This is a genomic window from Nonomuraea sp. NPDC004702, assembly GCF_053601695.1.
Genome location: NZ_JBSGCE010000030.1, coordinates 1 through 25962, shown reverse-complemented (window position 1 = coordinate 25962; position 25962 = coordinate 1). Strand labels below are relative to the sequence as shown.

Annotated in this window: 17 protein-coding genes and 1 pseudogene; 9 read left to right on the top strand and 9 right to left on the bottom strand. The window is 72.2% G+C overall.

Features of this window, described 5'->3' with window-relative positions; translation table 11 throughout:
• Positions 1 to 23: 23 nt before the first annotated feature.
• Both ACWEJ6_RS31325 and ACWEJ6_RS31320 read right to left on the bottom strand, forming a co-directional pair.
• A complete protein-coding gene (locus ACWEJ6_RS31325; RefSeq protein ID WP_357985905.1) occupies positions 24 to 911 on the bottom strand; it encodes a carbohydrate ABC transporter permease in 888 nt (295 codons plus the stop codon).
• Positions 898 to 1878, bottom strand: coding sequence for an ABC transporter permease (locus tag ACWEJ6_RS31320; RefSeq protein ID WP_449914950.1), 981 nt, complete (start codon positions 1876 to 1878; stop codon positions 898 to 900). The genes ACWEJ6_RS31325 and ACWEJ6_RS31320 overlap by 14 nt, the downstream gene beginning before the upstream one ends.
• A 168-nt stretch (positions 1879 to 2046) precedes the next feature.
• On the opposite strand from ACWEJ6_RS31320, the gene ACWEJ6_RS31315 reads away from it, so the two are divergent.
• The 6 genes from ACWEJ6_RS31315 to ACWEJ6_RS31290 all read left to right on the top strand — a co-directional run bounded on the left by ACWEJ6_RS31315 (position 2047) and on the right by ACWEJ6_RS31290 (position 11486).
• Positions 2047 to 3087, top strand: a complete 1041-nt coding sequence (locus ACWEJ6_RS31315; RefSeq protein WP_387667224.1) for a hydroxyacid dehydrogenase — start codon at positions 2047 to 2049, stop codon at positions 3085 to 3087.
• Positions 3084 to 4163, top strand: a complete 1080-nt coding sequence (locus tag ACWEJ6_RS31310; protein WP_452428410.1) for a LacI family DNA-binding transcriptional regulator — start codon at positions 3084 to 3086, stop codon at positions 4161 to 4163. The genes ACWEJ6_RS31315 and ACWEJ6_RS31310 overlap by 4 nt, the downstream gene beginning before the upstream one ends.
• 112 nt (positions 4164 to 4275) lie before the next feature.
• Complete coding sequence (locus tag ACWEJ6_RS31305; RefSeq protein ID WP_452428408.1) at positions 4276 to 5595, top strand: M60 family metallopeptidase; 1320 nt, start codon at positions 4276 to 4278, stop codon at positions 5593 to 5595.
• A gap of 306 nt (positions 5596 to 5901) precedes the next feature.
• On the top strand, positions 5902 to 7257 hold the full coding sequence (locus tag ACWEJ6_RS31300; RefSeq protein ID WP_452428406.1) for a M60 family metallopeptidase: 1356 nt from the start codon (positions 5902 to 5904) through the stop codon (positions 7255 to 7257).
• Positions 7254 to 9611, top strand: coding sequence for a polysaccharide lyase 8 family protein (locus ACWEJ6_RS31295; RefSeq protein WP_452428404.1), 2358 nt, complete (start codon positions 7254 to 7256; stop codon positions 9609 to 9611). Before ACWEJ6_RS31300 ends, ACWEJ6_RS31295 begins: the two co-directional genes overlap by 4 nt.
• A 3-nt stretch (positions 9612 to 9614) precedes the next feature.
• Complete coding sequence (locus ACWEJ6_RS31290; protein ID WP_452428402.1) at positions 9615 to 11486, top strand: DUF2264 domain-containing protein; 1872 nt, start codon at positions 9615 to 9617, stop codon at positions 11484 to 11486.
• Between the two features lie 528 nt (positions 11487 to 12014).
• Here ACWEJ6_RS31290 and ACWEJ6_RS31285 read toward each other — a convergent pair.
• The 4 genes and pseudogenes from ACWEJ6_RS31285 to ACWEJ6_RS31270 all read right to left on the bottom strand — a co-directional run bounded on the left by ACWEJ6_RS31285 (position 12015) and on the right by ACWEJ6_RS31270 (position 15115).
• The gene (locus ACWEJ6_RS31285; RefSeq protein ID WP_452428400.1) at positions 12015 to 12719 is read right to left on the bottom strand and encodes a hypothetical protein; all 705 of its coding nucleotides are present in this window, start codon (positions 12717 to 12719) and stop codon (positions 12015 to 12017) included.
• 70 nt (positions 12720 to 12789) lie between these two features.
• Positions 12790 to 13123: pseudogene (locus ACWEJ6_RS31280) on the bottom strand (hypothetical protein); the annotation flags it as partial.
• A gap of 191 nt (positions 13124 to 13314) precedes the next feature.
• Positions 13315 to 13905, bottom strand: a complete 591-nt coding sequence (locus tag ACWEJ6_RS31275) for a hypothetical protein (protein WP_452428398.1) — start codon at positions 13903 to 13905, stop codon at positions 13315 to 13317.
• A gap of 298 nt (positions 13906 to 14203) precedes the next feature.
• Complete coding sequence (locus ACWEJ6_RS31270; protein ID WP_452428396.1) at positions 14204 to 15115, bottom strand: SDR family oxidoreductase; 912 nt, start codon at positions 15113 to 15115, stop codon at positions 14204 to 14206.
• A gap of 121 nt (positions 15116 to 15236) precedes the next feature.
• On the opposite strand from ACWEJ6_RS31270, the gene ACWEJ6_RS31265 reads away from it, so the two are divergent.
• Both ACWEJ6_RS31265 and ACWEJ6_RS31260 read left to right on the top strand, forming a co-directional pair.
• Complete coding sequence (locus ACWEJ6_RS31265) at positions 15237 to 15863, top strand: TetR family transcriptional regulator (RefSeq protein WP_452428394.1); 627 nt, start codon at positions 15237 to 15239, stop codon at positions 15861 to 15863.
• 77 nt (positions 15864 to 15940) lie between these two features.
• Positions 15941 to 16453 (top strand): hypothetical protein, encoded by a 513-nt coding sequence (locus ACWEJ6_RS31260; protein ID WP_452428392.1) that lies wholly within the window; start codon positions 15941 to 15943, stop codon positions 16451 to 16453.
• A 372-nt stretch (positions 16454 to 16825) separates the two neighbouring features.
• Here ACWEJ6_RS31260 and ACWEJ6_RS31255 read toward each other — a convergent pair whose 3' ends face one another.
• The 3 genes from ACWEJ6_RS31255 to ACWEJ6_RS31245 all read right to left on the bottom strand — a co-directional run bounded on the left by ACWEJ6_RS31255 (position 16826) and on the right by ACWEJ6_RS31245 (position 24704).
• Positions 16826 to 20668 carry a S8 family peptidase gene (locus tag ACWEJ6_RS31255; RefSeq protein WP_452428390.1) on the bottom strand — a complete coding sequence of 1281 codons (3843 nt, stop codon included), beginning with the start codon at positions 20666 to 20668 and terminating at the stop codon, positions 16826 to 16828.
• 172 nt (positions 20669 to 20840) lie between these two features.
• Positions 20841 to 23717: a helix-turn-helix transcriptional regulator gene (locus tag ACWEJ6_RS31250; protein WP_452428388.1), complete on the bottom strand. Its 2877-nt coding sequence runs from the start codon at positions 23715 to 23717 to the stop codon at positions 20841 to 20843.
• A gap of 444 nt (positions 23718 to 24161) precedes the next feature.
• Complete coding sequence (locus ACWEJ6_RS31245) at positions 24162 to 24704, bottom strand: dihydrofolate reductase family protein (RefSeq protein WP_452428576.1); 543 nt, start codon at positions 24702 to 24704, stop codon at positions 24162 to 24164.
• A 147-nt stretch (positions 24705 to 24851) separates the two neighbouring features.
• Here ACWEJ6_RS31245 and ACWEJ6_RS31240 point away from each other — a divergent pair, with 147 nt between their 5' ends.
• Positions 24852 to 25622 (top strand): TetR/AcrR family transcriptional regulator, encoded by a 771-nt coding sequence (locus ACWEJ6_RS31240; RefSeq protein WP_452428386.1) that lies wholly within the window; start codon positions 24852 to 24854, stop codon positions 25620 to 25622.
• Positions 25623 to 25962 lie beyond the last annotated feature (340 nt).

Sequence of the window (25962 nt, the reverse complement as noted above, 5' to 3'; positions counted from 1 at the left end):
ATCTTCCTTGGGGGGTTGGGGGGTCAGCCTTTGACGGCGCCGGTGAGCACGCCCTTGGTGAAGTAGCGCTGCAGGAAGGGGTAGACGAGCAGGATGGGCACGATCGCCACCACGAGCACGGCCATCTGGACCGCCTGCACGGGCGCCGGCGCCTCGGCGGCCGTCACGGTCTCCATCGAACGGCCCTGCAGGACGAACGTGCGCAGGATCAGCGGGAGCGGGAACTTGTCGGAGTCGTCGAGGTAGAGCAGGGCGTTGAAGAAGGCGTTCCAGTAGCCGACGGCGTAGAACAGCGAGATCACCGCGAGCACCGCCTTCGACAGCGGCAGCACGATCCGTACGAGGATGCCGAAGTCGCCCGCGCCGTCGATGCGGGCGCTCTCCAGCAGCTCGCGCGGCAGCCCCATGAAGAACGAGCGCAGCACGACCAGGTTGAACGCGCTCACCAGGCTCGGCAGGATCAGCGCGCCGAACGAGTCGATCAGGCCGACCTGCTTGACCAGCAGGAAGTTGGCGATCAGGCCCGGGTTGAAGAGCATGGTCAGCAGGGCGACCATCAGGATCCAGCGCGAGCCGGTCACCTCGCGGCGGCTCAGCCCGTACGCCATGCCGATGGTGGCGAGCATGCTGGCGAGCGTGCCGACGGCCGTCACCAGCACGCTGACCAGCAGCGCCCGCGTCACCACCCCGCCGCTGAGGATCGTCGAGTACGCCGCCAGGCTCGGCGCGGACGGGACCAGCACGAACCCGCCCGCCCGCGCGATGTCGGACTCGGCCGACAGGCTGGTGCCGATGACACCGACGAAGGGGTAGGCCACCAGCAGGACGACCGCGGTGAGGATCGCGCCCTTGAGGATCAGGCCGGGCGTGGAGGGCCGCTCCATCCAGGCCGGCCGGCTACTTGTCGCCACCGCGGTACACCCCCTCGTGGCCGAACAGGTGGGCCACCTTGTTCGCGCCGAGCACCATCGCGGTGCCGACGATGGTCTTGACCAGGCCGACCGCGGCCGCGGGCCCCCACTGGCCGTCCTTGACGCCGTTGAAGTAGACGAACGTGTCCAGCACCTCGCCCGCCTCGGGGCCGACGTTGTCGCGCTGGAGCAGGATCTGCTCGAAGCCGACGGACAGGATGCTGCCGAGGTTGAGGATCAGCAGCAGGACGATGATCGGCGTGATGCCGGGCAGCGTGACGTGCCACAGGCGGCGCCAGCGGCCCGCGCCGTCCATGGCGGCGGCCTCGTACAGGTCCTGGTTGATGGCGAGCAGGGCGGCGAGGAAGATGATCGTCGCCCAGCCGGCGTCCTTCCAGATCACCTGCAACGTCACCAGCAGCGGGAAGACGTCGGGATCGGTCATCATGTCGTAGCGCGGCAGGCCGGCGCTCTGCAGGAAGTTCGGCAGCGCGCCCGCGCCGCCGAGGATCTGCTGGAACACCGAGACGATGATCACCCAGCCGATGAAGTGCGGCAGGTAGACCACGCTCTGCACGAACCTGCGCACCCTGTCGCTGACCACGCTGTTGAGCAGCAGTGCGAGGGCGATCGGTGCGGGGAAGAAGAGCACGAGCTGGGTGAGGGTGATCTTGAGGGTGTTGCCGAGGGCGTTCCAGACGCCGGGGTCGCCGAAGACGGTGGCGAAGTTCCGCAGCCCCACCCAGGCGCTGTCGATGAAGCCGATGTAGGGCTGATAGTCCTTGAACGCGACCACGTAGCCGAACAGCGGCCCGTAGTGGAAGACCAGGAAATAGATCAGCCCGGGCAGCGTCAGCAGGAGCATCACCCGGTCGCGCCGGAGGCGCCGCCACAGCGAGAGCCTGCGCGGCCTCTCGCCGGACGACGACGCTGTCCCGGCACGGGGGGCGTCGAGGGTAGCGGTCATGCGCTGGGTCCTTCCAGTTGGCGAGGAAGCTAGTAAGCGCTTTCATGCTTCGTCAAGCCCCTGGCTGGAAGTCGTGCCGTTCTCCGCCAGACTCCTTGACCTTTGCGCAGGTGAAGCCCTAGCGTGCCGCAGCAGTGCGTAGAACGCGCTTACTATCGGGAGATGGACGTGGGCAGACAAGAGGCGCCGGTGAGACCTCCGCACACCCGGCCGAGACCGCGCGCCGTGCTGGCGATGGCGCCTGGGGTGCGCGAGGAGGTGTTCGGGCACGGGGCCCTGCGCCGCCTCGGTGAGCTGACCGAGCTCCACGACCAGGTGCTGCACGAGGTCGGCTCGCCGGACGCCCTGCGCGCGCTGGCCGGGGCCGAGGTCCTGGTGACCGGCTGGGGCTGCCCGAAGATCGACGCCGGGCTGCTCGATCGCGCCCCCGGCCTGCGCCTCGTCGCGCACGCGGCGGGCACGGTCAAGACCTTCCTCGACCCGGCCGTCCTGGAACGCGGCGTCCGGGTCTGCAGCGCGGCCGACGCCAACGCGGTGCCCGTCGCCGAGTTCACCTTCGCCGCCATCGTCTTCGGCGCCAAGCGGGCCTTCACCCTGGCCCGCCGCTACCGGGAGCGCGGCACCCGGCGCGACTTCTCCGGCCTGCCCTGGCTCGGCACCCGCGGCATCACGGTCGGCCTGGTCGGGCTGTCCAGGATCGGCCGGCGCGTCATGGGGCTCCTCGGCGGCCTCGACGCCGACGTGCTGGTCTACGACCCGTACGCCGACCCCGCCGGGATCGCCGAGCTCGGCGGCACGGCCGTCGACCTCGACACCCTGGTCAGGCGGTCGCACGTGGTCAGCCTGCACGCCCCCGAGACCCGCGAGACCCGCCGCATGCTCGACGCCAGGCGGCTGTCGATGCTCCGCGACGGCGCCGTCGTCGTCAACACCGCCCGCGGCGGCCTGGTCGACACCGACGCGCTGGTCAAGGAGGTACGCAGCGGCCGGCTCGACGCGATACTTGACGTCAGCGACCCCGAGCCGCTCCCGGCCGGCCATCCGCTGTTCGACCTGCCCAACGCGTTCGTGACCCCCCATCTGGCGGGCGCGCAGGGCAACGAGCTCGGCAGGCTGGCCGAGTCCACGCTCGGGGAGATCGCCCGCTACGCCGCCGGGCTGCCGCTGCTGCACGAGATCGATCGCGGCGAGCTCGACCGAATGGCATGATCGACAGCGAGGAGGTGCCGGTGACCGAGCCGAGCCTGGCGACGATGGCCGACGTGGCGAAGCGCGCGGGCGTCTCCAGCGCGACCGTGTCCCGGGTGATCAACGGCAACTACCCGGTCTCGGCGGTCACGCGCCAGCGGGTCGAGCGGGCCATCGCCGAGCTGGGCTACGTCGCCAACGCCCACGCCCGCGCCCTGGCCGGAGCCACCAACAGGACCGTCGGGATCATCATCAACGACGTGATCGACCCCTTCTACGCCTACATCGCCCGGGGGGTCGAGCGCGAGGCCACCAGGCACGGCCGCCTGTGCATGGTCTGCTGCACCCACGGCAGCCACGAGAAGGAGCTCGCGCTCATCGACCTGCTGCACGAGCAGCGGGCCGACGCCGTCATCCTGGTCGGCGGCGCGTACGAGGACCGCGCCTACGCCGCCCAGGTCGCCCGCCGGGCCCGCGCGCTGCATGCCAGCGGCTCCACGCTGGTGCTGTGCGGCCGGCCGTCGCTCGGCGACGACGTGCCGACCCGGGTCGTCGAGTACGACAACGAGGGCGGCGCCTTCGCGATCACGGACCACCTCATCACGCAGGGGCACCGGAAGATCGCCTTCCTGGGCGGGCCGCCGAGCCTGTCCACGACCGTCGCGCGGCTCGCCGGCCACCGGCGCGCGCTCGCCTTCCGCGGCCTGCCCTACGACAAGGGGCTGATCCACCTCGGGCAGCTCAACCGCAGGTTCGGCTACGACAGGATCCGCGCGCTGCTGGCCGACAAGCTCGACTTCACGGCGCTGTTCTGCGCCAACGACACGGTCGCGGCGGGCGCGATGCAGGGGCTGGAGCTCGCGGGCGTGCCGGTGCCGGAGGCGGTCTCGGTGGTGGGCTACGACGACGTGCCGATCGCGCAGGAGCTGCGGCCGCAGCTGACGACCGTGCGCATCCCGCTGGAGGAGCTGGGCCGCCAGGCCGTACGCCTCGGCCTCGACGTCGGGGACGACGACGACTACCTCTCGCCCGTGCAGACGATGGCCAAGGTCGGCACGAGCATCGTGGTCAGGGCCTCGGTCGCGCCGCTGCCGTAGGAAGCGCTTACTGATCATGGCTTCGGATTGTGGCGTGGAGCAGGGATAGAAAGCCGCAGAAAGCTCTAGTAAGCCCTTGACCGGCATAGTAAGCGCTTACACAATCCCTGCCATGACCCCCCTCACACGCAGAACCTTTCTCGGCACCTCCCTCGGCGCGGCCGGAGCGGTGACGGGCGCGGCCCTGCTCGGCTCCCGCCCGGCCCTGGCGCGCACGGCCGGCCAGGAGGCGCGGCACACCGTGACGCTCAGGGCCAGGCCCGCGGCCGAGGGCGAACGCCTCCGGCTCCAGCAGGCGCTCAGGACCACCGAGTTCCACCCCACCCGCGTCCACCTGCCCGCCGGCACCCCGATGGCCGTCGAGGTGACCGCCCCCGACGGGGTGCTGCCCACCCTGTACGTCGGCGCACCCGACACCCACGCCGACGTCGCGTACAAGAACCCGCGCGCCTACCGGCTCACCGAGGGCGTCACCACCGTGACCGACCCCGGCGGCGGGCTCGTCTACCTGGCGCTGACCGGCGACGGGCAGCGCGCCAGGGTCAAGTTCCTGTCGGGCGGGGTGCGCGTGCCGACGTTCACGCTGGGGGAGAGCACCGAGGCCGAGTTCCAGTCCCAGCTCGACACGCTGACCGCCGCACCGCAGGCCGAGCTGGTCTCGCCGCACGCCATCGTCACGATCACCCGCGACGGCATGCTCGCCTGGCGCGACCAGGACCACGGGGAACTGCTCCGGCTCCTGGAGACGGTCATCGCCTCGCACGCCGCGATCTCCGGCCTGTCCGCCGCCGAACGTTCCCCGCTGCCCTTCCACCTCGTCGAGGCCCCGCGCATGCCCACGGGCGCCGGCGCGTACGCCACCCACGGCTGGACCGCCTACCCGCGCACCTACCTCGACCGGCTCATCGCCGTGGACGGGCTGCGCACCCGGGGCTGGGGCGTCTACCACGAGCTCGGGCACCAGCACCAGCAGATGGCCTACAAGCCGGAGGACCTGACCGAGGTGACGGTCAACGTCTACGCGCTGGCCGCGCAGCGCACGCTGGCGCAGCCGTCCAACCTCACCAGGCCCGACGCCAGGACGGGGCTCACGCCGTACCAGAGCGCGCTGGCCAAGCTGCCCGCGGCCGACTTCCGGAAGCTGGGGGCGTACGAGAAGCTCGTGCCGTTCCGGCAGCTCGAACTGGCCTTCGGCGAGGACTTCCACCCGCGCCTGCACCGGCTGGTCCGCGCGGAACGCCCGGCCTCCGACTACACCGAGTCCGCCAAGCGGTGGGGCTACCTCGCGATCTACACCTCGCGGATCGCGGGGGCCGACCTGTCGGGTTTCTGGACCCGCTGGGGCGCGCCGCTGACCGCCGAGTACCTGGCCCGGGTCGCCGCCCTCGGCCTCCCGGCCCCCGCCGCCGACCCCTCGACGCTCACCGACTAGGAGCCCCCCATGTCCTCTGCCCGCCCCACCCCCACACCCCCTGACGGGACCTCCGCCCGTCCCGCCTCGCCGTCCTTCGACGGGGGTTCCGCCCGTCCTGCCCCGGCGCCCCTTGACCGGGCCTGCGCCGGTCCCGTCGCCGCGTCCCTCGATGGGACGCCCGCTCGCCTCGCCCCGGCGAACCCCGACGGCACGTCCGCCCGCCCTGCCCCGGCGGCCCCCGGGCGGGCTTCCGGCCCGTTCCCCGCTGGGGGGCTTTCCCGCAGGGGCGTGGTCGTGGGGTTGGCCGCGGCTGGGGGTGTGGCGTTGCTGGGCGCCCCCCAGGGCGCGGCCGCCGAGGTGCGGCGGGTCGCGGTGCCCGGGGCGCGTAGGGCCGTGGTGCTGCGGGGGCGGCCGGCGGCGGAGGCGGAGCGGCTGCGCATGCAGACCGTCTTCCGTACGACCGAGTTCGTGCCGACCGGCCTGTACCTGCCGCCCGGACGCCCCCTCACCCTGGAGGTACGCGCCCCCGACGGCCCCCGGCCCACCCTGCACGTCGGCGCCCCCGACACCAACCCCGACACCGCCTACCGGTACCCGCGCGCCCACCCGCTCACCGAGGGCGTCAACACGGTCACCGACGCGGGCGGCGGCATGGTGTATCTGTCGTTCACCGGTGACCGCAGGGCGAACGCGGTCGTGCGGTTCGGGCCGGAGGGCGTCCCGGCGCCGACGTACGTGCTGGCGCCGAGCAGCGGCTGCGGCGACCCCGCGCTGGCGACGCGGGCGGCGTGGCAGGGCCGCCCGGCCTTCGCCGCGCCCGTGTTCGCGCCCGAGGGCACCACGGAGGCCGAGTTCCAGGCGCAGGTGGACGCGTTCACCCAGGCGCCCTTCGTCGAGCTGGTCTCGCCGCAGATGATCGTGACCGTCCGGCGCGAGACCTTCCTCCAGGTGCGCGACCAGGACCACGCCCAGCTCATGACCCTGCTGGAGCAGGTCGAGGACGTCGAGGCGGCGATCTCCGGCCTGGACGGCTCCGCCCCGCTGCACGCCCCGACCCCGCTCGGCCGGCACCTGGTCAACGTACGCCCCGAATACGGCCCCAAGTCCACCGCGTACGCCACCCACGCCTACACCGCCTACTACGACGCGTACGCCACGACCCGCCTGCTCCTGCCCGACAAGGTGCGGACCACCGGCTGGGGCGTCTACCACGAGCTCGGCCACCAGCACCAGCAGATGGCCTGGCGGCCGGGCGAGCTCACCGAGGTCACGGTCAACATCTACAGCCTGGCCGTGCAGCGGCACTTCGGCATGCCGTCCAACCTGGTGACCAACAACGCCTACGAGACGGCGCTCGCCAAGCTGCCGGTCGCCGACTACGCCGGGCTCGGGGCGTTCGAGAAGCTGGTGCCGTTCCGGCAGCTCGAACTCGGGTTCGGCGACGACTTCTACCCCAGGGTGCACCGGCTGGTCAGGGAGGAGACGCCGCCGTCGTCCTCGGGGGACTCGGCGCGGCGCTTCACGCTGATGGCCCTGTACTTCAGCCGCGTCGCCGGACGCGACCTGTCCGGGTTCCTGCGCGCGTGGGCGTTCCCGATCCCGGAGAGCGGGTACGCCGAACTGGCCGCGCTCGGCCTGCCCGCGCCGGACGCCGACCTGACCCGGCTGAGCGAGCGATGACCAGCCGCCGCGCCTTCCTCGGCGCCGTCGCCGCCGCGCCCCTGCTCACCGCGACCCCGGCCTGGGCCGGAACCGTCCGCCGCACAGCGGCCTCGGGGGCGGACGTACCGGCGGGTCCCGCCGACTTCGCCGCGCTCCGGGCCAAGGCGGCCGAGCTGATCACGGGCGGCGACCTCGACCCCCGCGACCCGGCCTTCGCCGCGCCGCTGGCCCGCCTGGACGCGGCCGCCTCGGCGTACCGGACGTCGATGAACCTGGCTCCCGGACGTACGCACCTGTGGCCGGACCTCCCGCTGACCGGCGTGTCCGGCGACATCGCGACCAGCCACCAGCGCCTGCGCGCGCTCGCCACCGCCTGGGCGAGCCGCGGCTCGGCCCTGTACGCCGACGAGACCCTGGCCGCGCAGATCATCGGCGGCCTGGACTTCCTCTACGAGCGCGCCTACAACGAGGGCAAGCGCGAGACCGGCAACTGGTGGCACTGGGAGATCGGCGCCCCGCGCGCGCTGATGGACACCTGCGTGCTCATGCACGACGCCGTCGACGCGGGACGGCGGGCCGCCTGGATCCGCGCCGTGGACCGCTTCTGCCCGAACCCCGACCGCCGGACGAACCTCACGAACTTCGCCGAGACCGGCGCGAACCGGGCCGACAAGGCGCTCATCGTGGCCCTGCGCGGCATCGTCGGCGAGAGCTCGGACAAGATCGCGCTCGCCCGCGACGGCCTGTCCGACCGGCGCGACGGCGGCAGGCACACCCTGTTCGGCTACGTCACCTCCGGCGACGGCTACTACGAGGACGGCTCGTTCGTCCAGCACGACGTCGTGGCCTACACCGGCTCGTACGGCGTCGTCCTGCTCCAGTCGGTGAGCGCGATCCTCGGCCTGCTCGGCGGGAGCGCCTGGCAGGTGGACGATCCGGCGGTGCGGGTCGTGCTGGACGCGGTGGAGCGCACGTACGCGCCGTGGATCCACGACGGGCTGATGATGGACAGCGTGCGCGGGCGGGCGGTGTCGCGGCAGTTCAACCGGGACCACGACTCGGGCCGCGACACCGTGGACGCGATCCTGCGCCTGGCGGCCGGCGCGGGAGAGCCGTCCGCGGCGCGGTTCCGCGAGCTGGCCAAGGGGTGGATCGCGCGCGGCCGGTTCCTGGAGGGCGCGGACGTCGCGGCCACCGCGAGGGCCGTCGCCGTGCTCGCCGACGACGCGGTCGCCGCCGCGCCCCGGCCGAGCGGCCACCACGTGTTCGCCGACATGGACCGCGTCGTGCACCGCCGTCCCGGCTGGTCGTACGCGATCAGCCTGTCGTCGAAGCGGATCGCCCTGTACGAGTGCGGCAACGGCGAGAACTACCGGGCCTGGTACCAGGGCGACGGCGCGACGTACCTCTACCTCGACGCCGGCCACTACAGCGACGGCTACTGGCCCACGGTCGACTCCCACCGGCTCGCCGGGACCACCGTCGACACCCGCCCGCGCGACCCGGCCGTCTCCTCCGGCGGCACCGGCACGTTCCGCCCGAAGAACGCCTGGGCGGGCGGCGCCACCGCGGACGGGTACGGCGTCGCCGCGCTCGACCTGATGGCCGTGGGGACCACGCTCACCGCCCGCAAGACCTGGGTGTGCCTCGACGACGCCGTCGTCTGTCTCGGCGCCGGGATCACCAGCGCCGACGGCCGGGTGATCGAGACGGTCGTGGAGAACCGGCGCACCTCCGCCCCGCTCACCACCGGCGACGGCTGGGCGCACCTCGAAGGCGTCGCCGGGTACGTCTTCCCGTCCGGCCACCGGCCGCGCTCGCTCACCGAGCGCCGTACCGACACCTGGCGGTCGATCAACGACGGCGCGAGCACGCAGGGCACGGACGCCACCGTGACCTGCGACTACACCACCCTCTGGCTCGACCACGGGATCAGCCCGTCCGGCGCGGACTACGCCTGGGTCATGCTCCCGGGCGCCACGCCCGATCGGACGCGCGACTTCGACCGGGCCGAGATCCTGGCCAACACCACGACCGTGCAGGCGGTGCGCGCGCACGGGCGCTCGGCGGGCGGCGGCGAGCTGTTCGCGGCCACGTTCTGGGCGGCGGGGGAGGCGGGTGGGGTGTCGGCCTCGGCTCCCTGCGCGGTCCTGGTCCGGCGGGCGGCGGGACGGACGACCGTGGCGGTCTCCGACCCGGGGCGTACCGTGGCGGCGGTGACGCTCGTGCTTCCCCATCCCGCGCACGCCCTGGTCAGGGCCGACGACACCGTCTCGGTCACGACGGGCGAGCGGCCCTCCGTCACCGTCGATCTGGCCGGCTCCCGAGGCCGGTCCCACACCGCCGTCCTCGCCGTCGGCAAGAAAGGCTGAGCGTTGATCCCTCCGTACCTGTCGCTGCCGCCGACCGACCGCGTGCTCTCCTCGCGCACCGGCTGGACCCGCGCGCACTGGGAGGCTCTCGCCGACCGGCTGCTCGGGGCGGTGACGCCGTACGCCTCCCCAGGTTTCGCGCAGATCCGGCTGCCGGGCCGGGCGAGCTGGTCGGGCGTGGCGCTCGACGGGCTGGAGGGGTTCGCGCGCACGTTCCTGCTCGCCGCGTTCCGCCTCGCGGGCGCGGCGGGCGACGTCCCCGACCTCGCCGAGCGGTACGCCAGGGGCCTCGCGGCGGGCACCGACCCCGGCAGCGGCGAGGCGTGGCCCGAGCTGACCGACTGCTCGCAGCAGATGGTGGAGGCCGCCTCGATCGCGGTCGCGCTGCACGAGACCCGGCCGTGGCTGTGGGACCGGCTCGACGACGGCGTACGGGACCGGGTCGCCCACTGGCTCGGCGGCTTCGTCGGCAAGCGCACCTGGGACAACAACTGGATGTTGTTCCAGACGGTGACGGAGGAGTTCCTGAAGTCGGTGGGCGGGCCGTACGAGCAGCGGGAGATCGACCGCGGCCTGGACCGCATCGAGGACTGGTACGCCGGCGACGGCTGGTACACCGACGGCGGCTCGCGCAACTTCGACTACTACTGCGGCTGGGCGCTGCACCTGTACCCGCTGCTGTGGACCCGCATGTCGGGCGACGCGGAGCGGGCCGGCGTGTACACGAGCCGCCTGCACGAATTCCTCACGACATATCAGCATTTCTTCGGTGCGGACGGCGCGCCCGTCCATCACGGCCGCTCGCTCACCTACCGCTTCGCCGCCCTCGCGCCCGTCTGGCTGGGCGCGCTCACCGGCGCCACCCCGCTCGCGCCGGGCCAGACCAGGAAGCTCGCCTCCTCCGTGGCGCGCCACTTCGCCGAGCGCGGCGTGCCGGGCCCCGACGGGCTGCTCTCCCTCGGCTGGTACGAGCCGTTCCTGCCGGTGACGCAGGCGTACTCGGGGCCCGCGTCGCCGTACTGGGCGTCGAAGGGGTTCCTCGGGCTGTTGCTGCCGCCGGACCACCCGGTGTGGACCGAGCGCGAGCAGCCGCTGCCCATCGACGAGCACGACGTCGTCGCGGCCGTCCCCGCCGCCGGGCTGCTCCTGCACGGCACCCGGCACGACGGGATCGTCCGCCTGCTCAACCACGGCAGCGACCACGGCGCGCCGCCCGACGACCCGCACTACGCCAAGCTCGCCTACTCCACCCGCACCGCCCCCGAGGCGGCCGAGCACGCCTGGGCCCGCGATCTCGACAACCACCTCGCGCTGGTCGGGCCCGGCGGCATCCCCTCGCGCCGTACCGCGATCACGCCGCTGACGTGCGCGGACGCCACCGCCTCCTCCTCCCATCGGACCGCGGGCGGCGCGCTCGTCACCAGCACCTCGGTCGTCCGCGGCCCCTGGGAGCTCCGCGTCCACGAGATCGCCGGCGGCGAGGGCAGCGGCGAGGGCGGCGTGCGTGAAGGTGGGTTCGCCGTGGCCGGGGACGTGCCGCCGACCGTGGCGACCGGGCGCGGATGGGCGATGGCGCGCCGCGCGGACGGCCTCACCTCCGCGATCGTCGCCCTGTACGGCTGGCGGCGGGCGAGCGTCGAGCGCGAGGTCGAGTCCAACGCGTTCGGCCCGCACTCTGCCGTCCCGTGCCTGCACGCCGACGAGCCCGGCCTGCACGTCTCGCTGGTCGTGCTCTCCGGCGACGCCGTGCACCCGGCCGCCCTCCGCGACGCGATCACCGTGGACGTCTCCGCCCGCGAGGTCGTCATCGGCTTCCCCGACGGCACGTCCACGACCTTGACATGGTCTCCTGACCCGGACCGCAGTGCTTCATGATCGCAGGCCCTGGTGGCCGGCGACGCCCTCACCGCGTCACCCGGCCACGTCAGCGGCTCGGAGATCCAGAAGCTCCTGAACACGGTCGGCGCGGCCTTTCCGCGTTCTCCTGGGGACCATGTGGGGACAGACCTGGTTTCGCATGGCTGCGTGATCATGCAGAGCTCGGGCTGAGGTGCTTGCCGCAGGCACGATGGTTGCGCCGAGGTGCTTGCGTGGTTGCTGTTGGTGACGGCTGCGCCCTCGGAAGCACCAGCGGGGCTGGTCTTTCGAGGGTGAGCAGGCGCTTCGGCGGGCTGCGTCGGTGTCAGCGCCGAGCCGACGTTCGAGGACGGTGATCTGCCACGCAGGAGTGTCCTTCCTCGTCGAGGCCCACGGGGAGCAACCGCAGTACGGCGAACGCGTTCGTATGGTGAGGCGCGCCAGGGGAAGGAGAACAGCGGATCATCTCCCCGTACACGCTTCCCTCTGCTGGGGCGACCGGGGTTCGGGCCACGGGTTTGCCGTTGATCGCTGTAGTTCACCGGCTCACTGCGGATGCACCGGTCGCTCGATGGCGGCTCGGATCGCGGCGAAGTGCTCATGGGCTCGCGTGGTCATTTCTGCCGTCGCGTTGAAGATAACCACGCCGAATGATGTCCGGTCGGCCCAGGCGCAGAAGTACGTCGTGGTGAGCCAGCACATCGTCTGTCCCTCGTAGGGCCAAGGATTGAGCGTCTCCGACTTCCTGGCGGTCTTGCCGAACGACGGCATCAACCACTCTTTGAAGATCGCGTCCGGGTTCAAATCCTTGGATTCGGCCGCCAAGAGGCTCACCGGGGAGGTGAGCGGAGGCTGCCCGGACGAGGGGCGGGGGAGAACGTAGAGGCCGCTGACCGATTTGCTGACCGCGTAGCCTCTGTTCCTCAGGCCCTGGAGGAAGACGGCGAAGCCGTCCTCGACGGTGTCGTCGAACATGTGACGCAGCGTCATGCCCTCAACCTGATCAGGAAGCGTGATTGCCGTGGCGCCACGAACGGCGGGCAGGCTCAGGCGCGCCTCGCTGGTCGCGGGGCGGGGCGAGCCGCTGGACGAGGAGGTTGGCGCGGCCGGCTTGGGCCGGAGCACCGCAGGCACGAGACCCGCCGTGCTCAGGGCGACGCCCGCAGCGATACCCAGCGCGAGTAGCGCGGCTCCGGTCAGTACTGAACGGCGACGCTGCGCGTCCTTGCCACCCGCGGCGGGGGTCTCCATGGTCGCTCTCCGATCGCGCGGGAAAACGATCATTATTGAGCGATATGCCGAGATGATCAAGTGCCATCTGTCAGGCCGGAACACGGGCTGGATCGAGCACACGGAGAGTAGAGCGTGAGGGCAGGCGGCCGTCGAAGGTGATGGCGAAGGCGTTCAGGCCGGCTTTTCCAGCGGGGGATCCAGCGTTTGCGCCCCTTGCCGGTCGGGTCCAGGCTCGTGATCGCCATACAGACGCACTTGGGCGCGCGCAGCCGCCTCGGTTGGCGCGGTGTAGACCGGCTTGAGCGCTGTGGCGAGGGCGTCCCGGTGCTGGCGGGCGGCATACCGCAACGAGGCGCGCAACAAGTGCAGCCCGTCGCAACCACCGTCAGCGCATCGCCGACGCCGCGGTTCTTGACGACGGTGTCGGGTAGGTCGGCGGCGTCAGAGCCTGGCTCTCGGTGGGCCCGGGGCGTTGACGCGGATGCCGTCGCCGGCCAGTTCCAGCGCCCCAGCTGCGGGTGAGTTGTTCGAGGACGGCCTTGGACGCGACGTAGTGAGCGGCGCCGGGCAGCGGCAAGAACCCGCCCGGCCTGCGGGCAGCCCTGCGAGGGCGTCATGGTTTCAAGGGCGGGACCGTCTCGATGATCTCTTCGACGGCTTTGGCGCGCAGCTGCGAGCCGGACAGGCCAGGATGTCTCCGCCCAACAGAGTCCTCCCACACCTTGGCCAGCCCCGGGCGGACCTCCAGCCAGACCAGAGCCATCCCCACCATCTTGGGCCGGAAGTCGTCGGGCTCGATCCCCGCGGGGTTCACCATCAGGACGGCCTTGTCGAACGCCCATATCGCCTCTTGAGCCTTCATCTCCATGGCGCGGATCACCGCCAGGTGCAGCAGCGCCCGCCAGTGCCTGTAGATGCAGGCCTTTTCGATCTCCATGGCCGCGAGGCTCTCCGAACCAGGAGTGGCAAGGCGCCTCTCAGCCTCCTGGTAGTGCTTTTCCCCGTGGGCGGCGTTGTTGAGGCAGACCTCCAGGAGGCGGCGTGCCCCCTGGACCCGCACTTCCCACCGCCGCCGCTTCACGGCCGGGTCGACTTCGTTAGCGCCCGGCTTGGCTTCGGAGTCACCGGACACCAGCAGAACAAGCAGCAGCACACCCCCGAGGAGCGCCAACACACCAAGCGCCTCGTTCACATCCTCGCCCACCTCGTTCACAGTAGAGGCAGGTCCATTCCGTGTGAACCCAATCTCGTAGAGGCAAGCAGGCAAGAAGCCCCCAGCGTCAGAGCCTTGCGCGAATCCAGACACGCACAACGGGGTTCTTCCAGGTCAGTGACTCCGCCAATGCCGCGCCTGCTTGGCGCCCTGGGTGATGACCGGGAGGACCGTGCACGGCCCCGCCGCGAGGCCCGGCCCGACGCCCTGACCTGCCGGTCCGTTCTGTGGCGCGACCATGACACCGGGCGCGCGCCGTTCCAGCGGGTGCCGTGCCGCAGCGATCTCCTCAGTGTTGCGGGGACCTCAGGTAGTCGCCGTGCTCCAGGTCTTCGAGCAGGGTCGGGTGTACGGGTGACCAGCCGAGCAGCTCCTGCGTGCGGAAACTGGAGACAGGCCCGTCGAACCCGTACGCGAGGGCCATGAACGGGCTGACGAAGTGCGTGGCGGCCTCGGCGGGCGTCAGCGAGACCGCAGGCACCCCCAGGCCCCGGGCGATCACCTCGGCGATGCTCCGCAAGGTGACGCCGCTTTCGGCCACCCCGTGCAGGACGCTGCCCGCGGGCGCCTGCTCCAGCGCCAGGCGGAACAGGACCGCCGCGTCGAGCCGGTGCACCGCGGGCCACCGGTTGGTGCCGTCTCCCACGTAGGCGGATACGCCGGTCTTCCGCGCGGTGGCGATGAGCATGGGGATGAATCCATGATCTTCGGGACCGTGGACGGTGGGAGCCAGGCGCACCACGGCGGCGCGTACTTGCCTGGTGGCGAAGTCCAGGCAGGCGCGCTCCCCAGCGAGGCGGAAGGCGGCGATCCCGGCGGCGTCGGGCTCGTCCTGCTCGGTGCTCTCCCGGCCGGCGGGCATGACCAGGGTGCCCGAGGTGACGACGAGCGGCCTGCCCGAGTGTTCCAGCGGCCGGCCGAGCGTCTCGATCGCCGTCCGGTCGCGCCTCATCATGTCGTCGAGATCGGAGAAGTCGCCGCCGTAGGCCATGTGCAGGACTCCGTCGGCGGCCGCGGCGCCGCTGCGCAGGCTGTCGAGGTCGTCCAGGGAGCCGCGGTGGGGGGTGGCCCCGAGCGAGGCCAGCCGGGCGGCCGCGGCGTCCGAGCGCGCCAGAGCGGTGACGGTGTGACCGGCCGCGATGAGCTCGGTGACGACGGCGGGGCCGGTCTGGCCGGAACCGCCGGTGACGAAGACATGCATGAGACCCTCTCCCTTAACGCCAGTTACTGGCACTACGTAGCGCCAGCCGTTGACTGTAGGTAGCGCCAGTGACTGGCGTCAAGTAGCGTCAGTCACTGACGTATGCGGTATCCTGCGGAGCGTGCCACGCAGCGGAGCAGAAGCGCGCCGCCGCCTGCAGCAGGCGGCTCTGGAGCTGTACCGGGAACGCGGGTTCGACCGGACCACCACGGCCGAGATCGCCGCCCGGGCCGGCCTCAACGAACGCACGTTCTTCCGGCACTTCCCCGACAAACGCGAGGTGCTCTTCGACGGCGAAGCCGACCTGCGCGCGTCCCTGGTGCAGGCGGTGGCGGAGGCGCCCGACGGTCTCCAGCCGCTCGACCTGCTGCTCCACGCCTTCCGCAAGGTCGAGCACCTCCTTGAGGGCAACCGCTCCTTCGCCGAACCACGCCTGCAGGTCATCGCGGCGACGCCGGCACTGCGCGAGCGGGACCTGGCCAAGGCCGCGTCGATCGCCGAAGCCGTGGCCGAAGCGCTGCGGCAGCGCGGTGTCGCCGACCGGTCGGCCCGCCTGGCCGCTCAGATCGGGTGGGCCACCTTCCACCAAGCGGCCCAGGCCTGGATCGACGATTCCTCGCAGAGCCTGGACGCGCACCTCCTGCAGGCCTTCGGCGACCTGCGCGCCCTCTGCCGGACCACCCTGGCCGACCGGCCACCGGCACCCTCCACCAAGGCGCCGCCAACACCTGAAGCGCGCCTGCGGTGATCTCGAAGTATCAGCAACAGCTGCGCGACCAAGTTCTGGCTGCTCCTGTCGTTCAGGCCCCGGCCCCCTGGCGGCCAGTGTCGGGCGACAGGACCCCCATCGGCGGCCTGCTGGGCATCGGCTTCGCCGTCCATCCGGAGAGCAGACGAGATCTGGTCATGGTCGTCTCCAGCGACGGCCACGGGCTCTTCGACGCGGTCACCGGCGAGAAGGTCTCGCGGGACCGTGATCCCGACCCCGACAACAGCACCCCTGACGCCTCCCCGGACCTCACCTGCCCCGGTCTCGGGCCTGTCGCGGGCAGCCGGGTGCACATTGCCGGCCTCTTCGGCGGCGGCCTGCACAGCACCACCCCGGACGGCTGGTGCCTCGACGTCGTCAGCCCCGAATGGCCGAACGCCCGCGTCCTGCTCTCCGCGGGCGGCGACATCTACAGGGATCCGCCGGGACAAGGCTGGTGGCACATCTTCCATGCCGACTACTCCATCTTCCGCGCCGCCGGATTCTCGCCGTCCGGCCTCACCCTCGCCGTTGCCACCAGCAGCGATCTCAGCCTCTGGACACGGTCAACGCTCGACCTTCGGGCATGAGCGCCCGGCCTGGTCTCACCCGATCGTCCTCGGCGCCAGGCTTGCGCAAGACCAGCTCAGAATCGCCGCCCGCCGATATCTCCATCCGTGCTGGTCAAGCGGCGTGTGGGTACTCGTGGAGGACGCCGGCGAGCCTGTCCCGCCGTCCCGCTGTGGCCGATCAGGCCGCGCGAGCAGATCTTGCTCGGGTGGTGTGGAAGGTCGAAGTCGTTGAGGACCGAGGTCCGCGTCACCCGCCGCTCCGGTACGAGATGCGATGTCCTGCGGCATATGACTACTGTCTGCCGCGAAGAGTAACGACCCGTATCGGCTGCAGTCAGGCGGGTGCCCGCCGCCCTGGGTGGGTGGCGGGCACGGATTCGGGTCCAGGTGTCAGCGCAGGGGGAAAGCGCGGGTGGTGGTCTGTTCGACCTTGTTGCCTTCGGTGTCCCAGGCTTCGGCCTTGAGGGTTACGGCGCCCTTCGTATCCGCGAGGGCGGGGTAGGTGAGTGTGGTGGTGTAGACGCCGGAACGTACCCGGCGGACCTTGGCGTCCTTCCAGGTCTGGCCGTCGTCTGTGCTGTAGGCCAGCTTCAGCCCCGCGACGGACGGCATCCGCTCGGCCGACGGGGAGTGGGTCACGTCGATCTGGAACGTGTGCCGGCCACCGGCCCGTACGGAGGTGTCCAGGGCCTGGGTGTCACGCAGGTCGTAGCCGACGAACACCAGCGGCTGCGGGTTGCACGAACCGGACGAGCCCATGGTCGGGTGGCAGGCGGTCGTGGGCGGGACGGTGTCCTCGTCGCGGGCCCTGGAGCGGAAGGTCCAGGCGTTGACGGAGCCCGAGCCGCTCTGTTCGAGCCGGTAGACGCCCTCCTCCTTGGGCAACGTGAACATCGGGAACGCGGCGCCGGCGACGCGCGGGACCTCCTTGCCGTCCCTGAACAGCTTCGCGTTGGTGTTGACGCTGCCGCCGGTCATGGCCAGCCGCCCGTCGCCGGTCACGAAGGTGTAGGCGGGCAGGAACGTGTCGCCGCGCCGGCACATCACGCACAAGACCTTCTGCTCGACGCCGGGGACCTCCGGGATCACCATGCCGCCCGGGGTGGCCGGGCCGGTGCCCCAGCGCCTGGTCTCCCTGCCGGGCTTCTCGATCGTCGTCGCCAGTCCCCAGGTCTTCGTGCCGGTGCCGCTGACGGTCCCCTCGCGCAGCGTGTCCGCGCCGGACAGGCTGAAGTACTCGATCCGCCTGGAGGGGGCGGCGAAGTGGAAGGCCGTCGAGAACGTGACCCGCTCCAGCGGCTTGCGGCTGTGCCAGATCTCCATCTGGTCGTCGAGGCTCATCGGCGTGTGGTACGCGGTGTCCACGGCCCGCAGGCGGCTGTCGGTGAAGCGGTAGTCGGGGTCGGGAACCCTGCCGTCCGCGTACTCCAGGAGCTGGTAGGTGTAGTCGATGATCGGGTGGCTGGCGATCTCCAGCGTGACCGGGCCGTCCGCGAGCTGGGCGCGGAGCCGGTCGCCGACGGCCTTGAAGATCTGGACCACCGGCAGTTCCGGCTTTTCGTCCCCGCCGGGCCAGGTGGGGATCGAGCAGCCGGGGTACACGCGGTTGGCGAAGAGCACGACCCCGGCGGCGCCCGCGGCCTTCAGCGCCTGGAGGCGCTCGAGTTCGATGAGGCAGGTGTCATCGGGGTCGATCGTCATCAGCGCGAGCTTGCCGCGCAGGTCGCCCTGCGGGTTCGCGCCACCGCCGACGTACGCGAGGTCGTAGCGGCGGGTGCCGGCCGGGAACGGGATGTCCCAGCCGAGGTCGAGGCTCAGCCCACGGTCGAAGTACTCATAGGTTCTGGCGTCGATCGCGTACTTCCGCGGGGACACGGCGCGCACGGCCAGTTGCGGGTTGGCGGCCGTGGCCTGCATCGAGAACAGCAGCTTCCCCTTGGTGACCTTCTTGGTGGGGCTGATGTACCAGTCGTTCATGCCCAGGGCGCCCATGCTCCCGGACGACAGCGAGGTGCCGTCCCAGGCTGTGCGCAGGAAGGAGATGGTGCCTCTGGCGTGCCGCCAGTCGATCGGCTTGGGCGTCCTGACGCGCAGCAGCACGGCTTCGCGGGCGTCGAGGGTGATCTCGGCGCCCTCCTCCGGCACGACCACCTCGGGGTCGTACAGCTGGGCGACCGGGGGAGGCCCGCTGTCGGTCGTGTTGTGCTGGACGCCGGCCTGGACGCTGTAGGTGCCCGGCTCGACCATGTAGCGGTAGACGCCGTCGCTGACGAATTCGCCCGAGCTGACGCCGTAGGTGTCGGGGACGTCGACCGCGCTCGCGGCCACCCAGGTCACCATCGGCGAGGGCGGGTTGCCGTACCTGTCGATGAGGTGCACGGTCAGCGGCACCTTCTTGGGCCCTCGGCGCAGTCCGACCGGGGTCGTGACGTGCGTACCGGACGGGCCCGTGGCGACCACGGCGCCGGTGTGGCCGCCCTTGGGCAGGCCGTCCGGGCGCAGGGTGACGGTGACGGACGCGGTGCCGCCCGCCGGGACGGTGACCGACGGGGCGCTGAACGTCAACGCGTCCTTGGCCTCGCCCAGTGCGGCGGCGAGGGTCAGCGTCACCTCGGCGGCGCCGTCGTTGGCGTAGGTGACGGTCTTGTCCACGGTGTCGTTCACGTCTACGGGGATGACGCCGTAGTCCAGGTTCGGGGTGGTGGAGACGACGGTCTGGGAGACGGCCCTGGCCACGTCGACGCGGCCGGCGCCCTGCTCGTAGGCGGAGTATCCGGCGTCCTTGGCGGTCGACATCAGCGCCGCCTTGAGCCGCCGGCCGTCCCAGGACGGATGTGCCTGGGCCAGCAGCGCGGCCGCGCCCGCGACGTGCGGGGTCGCCATCGAGGTGCCGTTCAGGCTGGTGTAGAGGGCGTCGACCGGGGTGCCCAGCGAGGTCCCGGCGGCGCGGGCGGCGACGATGCCCACGCCCGGGGCGGCGATGTCCGGCTTGAGCGCGCCGTCCACGGCCCTCGGCCCGCGGCTGGAGAAGCTCGCGAGCCGGTCGGACTTGTCGGTGGCGGCGACCGTCAGCGCGGACGCGGCGGCGCCGGGCGCGCCGATCGTCTCCTTGCCGGGGCCGTCGTTGCCCGCGGCGACCACGAACAGCGCGCCCGTCGAGGCGCTCAGGTCGTTGACGGACTGGGACAGCGGGTCGGTGCCGTCGGTGGGGTTGCCGCCGAGGCTCATCGAGACGATCTTCGCCTTCTTCTCGGTGGCGGCCCACTCCATGCCGGCGATGATGTCGGAGGTGTCGCCCGAGCCCGAGTCGCCCAGCACCTTGCCGATGACGAGCCGGGCGCCGGGGGCGACGCCCTTGCGCGTGCCGTCCGAGCCCGCGCCCGAGCCCCCCACGGTCGCGGCGACGTGGGTGCCGTGGCCGTGGTGGTCGGTCACCTCCTGGCCCTCGACGAAGCTGCGGCTGTCGGCGATCCGGCCGGCCAGGTCGGGGTGGGTGGCGTCGACGCCGGTGTCCAGCACGGCGACCGTCGTGCCCGAGCCGTCGAAGCCGGCCTGCCACGCCTCGGGGGCGCCGATCAGCGGCACGCTCTCGGCCAGGTCCGCCTTGACCTTGGCGTCCAGCCAGACCTTGCCGACGCCGCCGGCCAGCTTCGTCCTGCCACTGGCCGAGTCGCGCAGGGTGGCCCAGAAGTCGTCCGCCTTCGCCTTGTCGACCGTGAGCGCGGCGCCGTGGATGCTCGGCAGCGACCGGGTGGCGGTGCTGTCGGGCAGGGCGCGGGCGGTGCTCTTCTGGGCGCCCTGGTACTGGACGATCAGCGGCAGGCGGTCGGCCGTGCCGTCGGCGTAGCCGTTCTCGGCCAGGTAGCGGACGTCGAACAGTTTGAGGTCCAGGACGCCCGCGTCGAGGGCGGGCTGGGCGTCGTCCGGGATCACGAAGATCCCCTCCGGGCCGGCCTCGCTGCGGAACAACGGGGTGTGACCGTCGGGGCGGCGGACGGCCTCGGGGGTCGCGGTGTAGCGTCCGTCGCCGTCCCTGGTGAGGCGGACGGTGTCGCCGGTGATCAGGGTGAGGTTCCATTCGCCGCCCGCGGCGCCGGGGAGCGTGACGACGCCTGGGCCGCCCTCATCAGGCGCGGCGAGGGCCGTCGCCGGGGTGAGCAGGCCCGTGGCCAGTGCCGCTACGGCCGCGCCCGCTGACACGCGCGGCCACGGCCGCCTCCTGGTGGTTGGCATCGGGGGTTCTGCCTCTCTCCTCATGCGTCGACCCAGCCCTCTTCGAGTTCGGCCTCGGGTTCGGCCTCGGGCTCGGGTGTGTCCTGCTCGTCCTTCGGATCGGGCTCTTCGGGCATGCGCCTAGCGTCACAGGAGCGACAGATGGCTACCTATGGGGCAAACACCCCAATAGTCAGGCGTCGAGGCGGTGCGCCAGCCCCGCGCGGGAGCGCAGGCCCAGCTTGCGCATGGCCGACCCCAGGTGCTTGTCCACGGTCTTGGCCGACAGGAACAGCTCCTTGGCGATCTCCTTGTTGGTCAGGCCGGTGGCGGCCAGCCTGGCCACCGCGTCCTCCCTGGGGGAGAGCGCGGACCCGTAACCGCGCGGGCCGCCGCGATGCCGGGCCGGTACGGGCAGGCCCCAGCGCCTGCTCAGCCGGCCCGCCCGGTCGAGGTCCCAGGCGGCGCCGAGCCCGCCGTACGCGTGCAGGGCGGCCTCCAGCATCGACGCCCCCCGCTCGTCACCGGCGGTGAGCAGCAGCCCGGCCGCGTGCTCGCGCGCCTGCGCCGCCTCGTACGGCGCCCCCAGCCGTTCGTACGACGCCGCCGCGTCCATGAAGCGCACGGCGTCGGCGGACAGGAAGCCCCACGCATGGCCGAGCGCCGCCCGCGCGAGCGGCGCGTCCAGCGCGGCGAGCTCGCCTTCGAGACGTGACACCAGCTCCCCGGCCTCCTCGACCCTGCCCAGCCCCACCAGGGCTTCGACCAGCGCGGGAACCGCCCGAACGGCCACCGGCCACAACCCCTTGGCCGCCCACAACGAGAACGCCTCGCCGGTACGCGCCACGGCCTCCCCGGCCCGGTCCTGTGCGACGGCCAGCCGCAGCAGCGCGCTCACCGGCAGTGCGAGCACGTCGGCCGCGCCCGTCTCCAGGTTCGCGCGCACCAGGTCGTCGAGCCGCGCGGCGTCGGCCCGCCCGCGCGCGAGGGCCAGGCAGCCGGACACGGTGTCCGCGGTGAGCCGGTAACTGGGCAGGTCGGCGAAACGCACCCGCAACGCTTCGAGCTCGTCCGCCACGCCGTCCCAGGAACCCCGACAGTACGCCAGAGCCGCCAGGTTCAACCGGCACCTGGACTCGATCAGGCCGGTGACGTCGTGCTCGGCCGCCTCGGCCAGCGCGGCGTCCAGCAGGCGGTACGCGGTGTCGTGATGCCCGGCCAGGCAGGCGACCTCGCCGATCGAGTCGTAGGCCACCACCTCCCACCGGTTCGTCGGACGGCCGCCGGTCCGCGCCACGACCTGCGCGGTCAGGCTCGCCCCGCGCGGGTCGCCGACGAGGGTCAGCACCATGGCGACCTTGCCGAGCACGGAGATGCGCCGCTCGGGCTCCGCGATCTCGGGCAGCCGTTCGAGCGCCAGGTCGAGCCAGCGCAGGTGCTCGGCGAGCGGGACACCAGGGGTTCTCGGCATGCCCAGGCCCACCATCGCGTAGGCGGCCAGCACCGGGCGGTCGGCGAGATCGGCGACCGCCTCGATCATGGCCCCGCGGGTGAGCTCCGGCGCGGCGCCCCCGGCCTCCAGCTTCAGCCCGATGAGGTAGTTCAGCTCGCCGCGCACCGGTCCGGGCGGCTGGCGGGCGGCGGCGGCGCGCAGCAGGCCGATGAGCTCGTCGGCGCCCAGCGCGTAACCGCCCGCCCAGCCCAGTTTCGCCGCGAGCCTGCCCTCGCGTTCCGGGTCGAGGGGCGCGTGCCGCAGGACCGCCTCCAGCAGGCGTTCGGCCTCCGCGTCGTTGGCGAGGGCCACGGCCTGGTCGGCCGCCTTCTCCGCGGCGTCCACCCACGCGTCGTGCCGGCCGGCGTGACGGTGGTGGTGGGCGATCTGGCCGAGCGGCGTGGGATTCTGCCGCGCCACCGCCTTGGCCGCGCGGGCGTGCAGGTCCTGGCGCCTGGGCAGCGGGATGCTCCCGTACACCGCCTGGACGGCCAGCGCGTGCCTGAAGCCCGCCGTGCCGGCGTGCTCGGCGAACAGGCCGCGGTCGAGGAGCTCGTCCAGGCCCTCGTGGGCGTCCTGCTCCGGCACGCGGCAGGTGGCCACGAGATCGGGCACCGGCACGGCCACCCGCAGCACCGCCGCGGCCTCCGCCACCGCCTGCGCGTTCGCGCTCAGGCCGCGCAACCGTTCCAGTACGGAGTCCCGCACCCCGGCCGGTACGCCGAGCTCGTCGAGCGTCTTGCGCGCCCACCTGGTACCGCGCTGGACCAGAACGCCGCGGGTCCGCAGCAGCGCGACCAGCTCCTGGATGGCGTACGGCAGGCCCGACGTACGCTCGCACAGGTAGGCGGCGAACTCGTCCGACACCTGCGCGGTGCCCAGGATCGAGGCCGTCAGCTCGTTCGTCCGGGCGGCGTCCAGCGGGGCCAGCACGAGGTGGGCATGGGCGAGCTCAGGACGTAACCGCGCGGTGAGCGCCCGCAGACCGGGACCAGCCTCCTCGCCGCGGAACGTGAGCACGAGGACGAGCCCGGGCGGCGGGTCGGCGAGCAGGTAGCCGAGGAACTCGACCGTCTGCTCGTCGGCCCAGTGCAGATCCTCCAGCACCAGGACGACCCGGCCGAGCGCGGCGAGTAGCTCCGCGAGCCCGCGGAACACGCGATGCCGCAGCCCGGCGGGGTCGTCCAGCGGGCCGGGCTCGACCGGGAGGACGGCGGCGAGCTCGGGCAGCAGCGGGCGCAGCGCGCCGGTCACCGGCGACAGGCCGCCCTCGGGCAACCTCCCGGCCGCGCCGCGCAACGCCTCGATCACGGGCCCGAGCGGGAACGGCTCCCGAATCTGCGGGCACCCGCCGACGAGCGGCGGCCGATCAGGCGGCTCGGCGGCGGGCGGCGGCCGGTCACGCAGTTCGGCGGCCAGTTCGCTGACCAGCCGCGTCTTGCCGATGCCGGCCTCGCCCTCGATCATGACGACGGCCGGAGGACGCCGCACCGCCGCCCGCAGCCGCCGCAGCTCCGCGTCCCGGCCGACGAGGACGGGCGAGATCACCCGCTCCGCCGCCATTTCGGCATCGTCCATAATCGAGCCATTGAAGCGCCGCCCGCATGAAATGTCACGTCTGTCTTACCTGGCGGCTGACCCATGGGGCTCGGCCGCCGCGACGGGGGTGGCCGCGCGGCCCGTCCTGTCCGACTCCTGGGCGGCGAGGTGCACGCGATCGCGACCACCGCCCCGCATGACGGCAAGGGCGACGTGCCCGACAACCCCCACTGGGACCCGCCACCCGTGTCCTGCCCTGCCCGGTCAGGTTCGTGCCGCAGAACGCCTACGGCATGGGCCGGGGTGCAGGACACATCCACTCCGACCAAAGGCGTGGCCACGATGCTGGGTCAGACGGGCGAAACCCAGGCGGGCCGCAACCTGGGCGGCCGCCGCCGGTCCGGTCTGTGGTCTACGTCGACCCGGATCCGACACATACAACGCCACCCAGATCTCCATGAGCCCGGTCCGTGGCCGATCGGCTCAACGGCGGACGCGGTAGCGGATGTGGGTGGCCTCTGGGGTGTCGATCACCTGAATGATCTCCAACTCGATCTCCGACGGCAGGAGGTCGAACAACCGGCGCCCTGCGCCCAGGAGTACTGGGATGTGATGGATCTGCACTTCATCCAGCACCCCGGCCTGGAGGGCCTGCTGCACCGTGTACGCGCCGCCACGAATCTGGACGTCCCGTTCCCCGGCGGCGGCCTTCGCCTGCGCCATCGCGCTTTCGATCCCGTCGTTCACGTAGGTCACCAGCGGATAGCCCCACCTGGCGGCCGGGCCGGGCGGCCGGTGGCTGGGGACGAAGATCGGCAGACCGCCGTGAGAGCCGCCCCAGTGGTCCATGAGCTCAGCGGTCCGCCGTCCCGCGAGGATCGCACCAGCCCCGTTCCATTCGTCCTGGAACTGCTTGACCGGCCCGGGATGCTGGTCCGAGTCGGCCCACTTGTGCAGCCGCTCGCCATCGTCGCCGCCGAGGAAGTCGTTGGGATCGGCGATGTACCCGTCGAGGGACATCGACATGTCGAGCACTGATTTGGACATGGCCCACTCCTTGGTTCACGGCGTGGCCCCTCGGCCACAGCCTGCGCCCGGGGCCGGAGTTAACTGTGTCCCCAGAACACTGTGTACGGTAGAGACAGTTTTGGCGGATGGCAAGCGGGAGGCGACGTGGCGGTCAACGAGGATCCGAGGACACTGGCCGAACTGTTGTGGGGCCTGCGCAGGCCGCGCAACAGAGGCCCCAGGCCCGCCTTCGACCTCGCCCGGCTGGCCGACACCGCCGTCAAGGTCGCCGATGCCGAGGGCCTGGAGGCGGTCTCCATGCACCGCATCGCCGCCGAGCTCGGCCTCACCAAGATGGCCCTGTACCGCTACGTCAACGGCAAGGCGGAGCTGATGGCCATCATGATCGAGGCGGCGGTCGGCACACCCCCCGACCTGAGCGGGGCGGCCGGCTGGCGGGCCAGGCTGGAGGAGTACGCCCGCGGACTGTCCACCGTCTGGCGGCGCCACCCCTGGCTGCCGTCGATCACCGTGGGCGACCGCGTCATGGGCCCACGTGAGACCGCATGGACCGAAACAGCCCTCAGCGCCCTCACCGACACCCCCCTGACCGAACGCGAACGACTCGACGCCGTCATGATGGTGTCCCACCACATCCGCGCCACCCACCCGGCCGCCACCCAAGGCACTCAGACCTGGACGGACGGCAGCGCCGCCCCCATCATGCGTGACCTGCTACTCCTCAACGCCAGCCGCTTCCCGCTGCTGGCCACCACCGTGGCCATCCCCTCAACCACCACCACCCGCGAATTCGGCCTCCTCGCCCTCCTCGACGGCCTCGAACGCGCCATCACCCAACGCACCCACAACAGCGGCGACGAACCAACCCCTACGAGCGCCAGATCGTCCATCGCCCCGGCGAAAGCCCGACGCTAGTGCTGTGACCGGATGGAAGTGCCGAGCGGGCCTCGGTGGGGGTTCGTGGAGCCGTTCGGGCTGGAGGAGGCGGCCGGCTGGTGGCGCGAGCAGGCCGCGGTGGTCGCCGGGACGGGCTGATGGTCTGAGGGGCCGCGACGTCGGCGGCGCCCTGGTCGCGACGATCAGCCTCGCCCTTCTTCTACAAGCGGTTCACAACATCTCGGTGAGCGCGTCGAGGTCGGCCAGGCGTCCGGCGGGAGCGAGGCGGGCCGCCACGGCGACCAGCAGCAGCTCGGTGACGGCGATCTGGTGCGCGAGCGGCGCGATCGGCCCGGCGGCCTCGCGCGGCAGCCTGATC

Bases quoted from the DNA above. Each gene is read 5' to 3' on its own strand.
- ACWEJ6_RS31295 (WP_452428404.1), top strand. From the start codon at position 7,254: ATGACCAGCCGCCGCGCCTTCCTCGGCGCCGTCGCCGCCGCGCCCCTG.
- ACWEJ6_RS31270 (WP_452428396.1), bottom strand. From the start codon at position 15,115: ATGCATGTCTTCGTCACCGGCGGTTCCGGCCAGACCGGCCCCGCCGTC.
- ACWEJ6_RS31320 (WP_449914950.1), bottom strand. From the start codon at position 1,878: ATGACCGCTACCCTCGACGCCCCCCGTGCCGGGACAGCGTCGTCGTCC.
- ACWEJ6_RS31250 (WP_452428388.1), bottom strand. From the start codon at position 23,717: ATGGACGATGCCGAAATGGCGGCGGAGCGGGTGATCTCGCCCGTCCTC.
- ACWEJ6_RS31245 (WP_452428576.1), bottom strand. From the start codon at position 24,704: ATGTCGATGTCCCTCGACGGGTACATCGCCGATCCCAACGACTTCCTC.
- ACWEJ6_RS31310 (WP_452428410.1), top strand. From the start codon at position 3,084: ATGATCGACAGCGAGGAGGTGCCGGTGACCGAGCCGAGCCTGGCGACG.
- ACWEJ6_RS31285 (WP_452428400.1), bottom strand. From the start codon at position 12,719: ATGGAGACCCCCGCCGCGGGTGGCAAGGACGCGCAGCGTCGCCGTTCA.
- ACWEJ6_RS31305 (WP_452428408.1), top strand. From the start codon at position 4,276: ATGACCCCCCTCACACGCAGAACCTTTCTCGGCACCTCCCTCGGCGCG.
- ACWEJ6_RS31255 (WP_452428390.1), bottom strand. From the start codon at position 20,668: ATGCCAACCACCAGGAGGCGGCCGTGGCCGCGCGTGTCAGCGGGCGCG.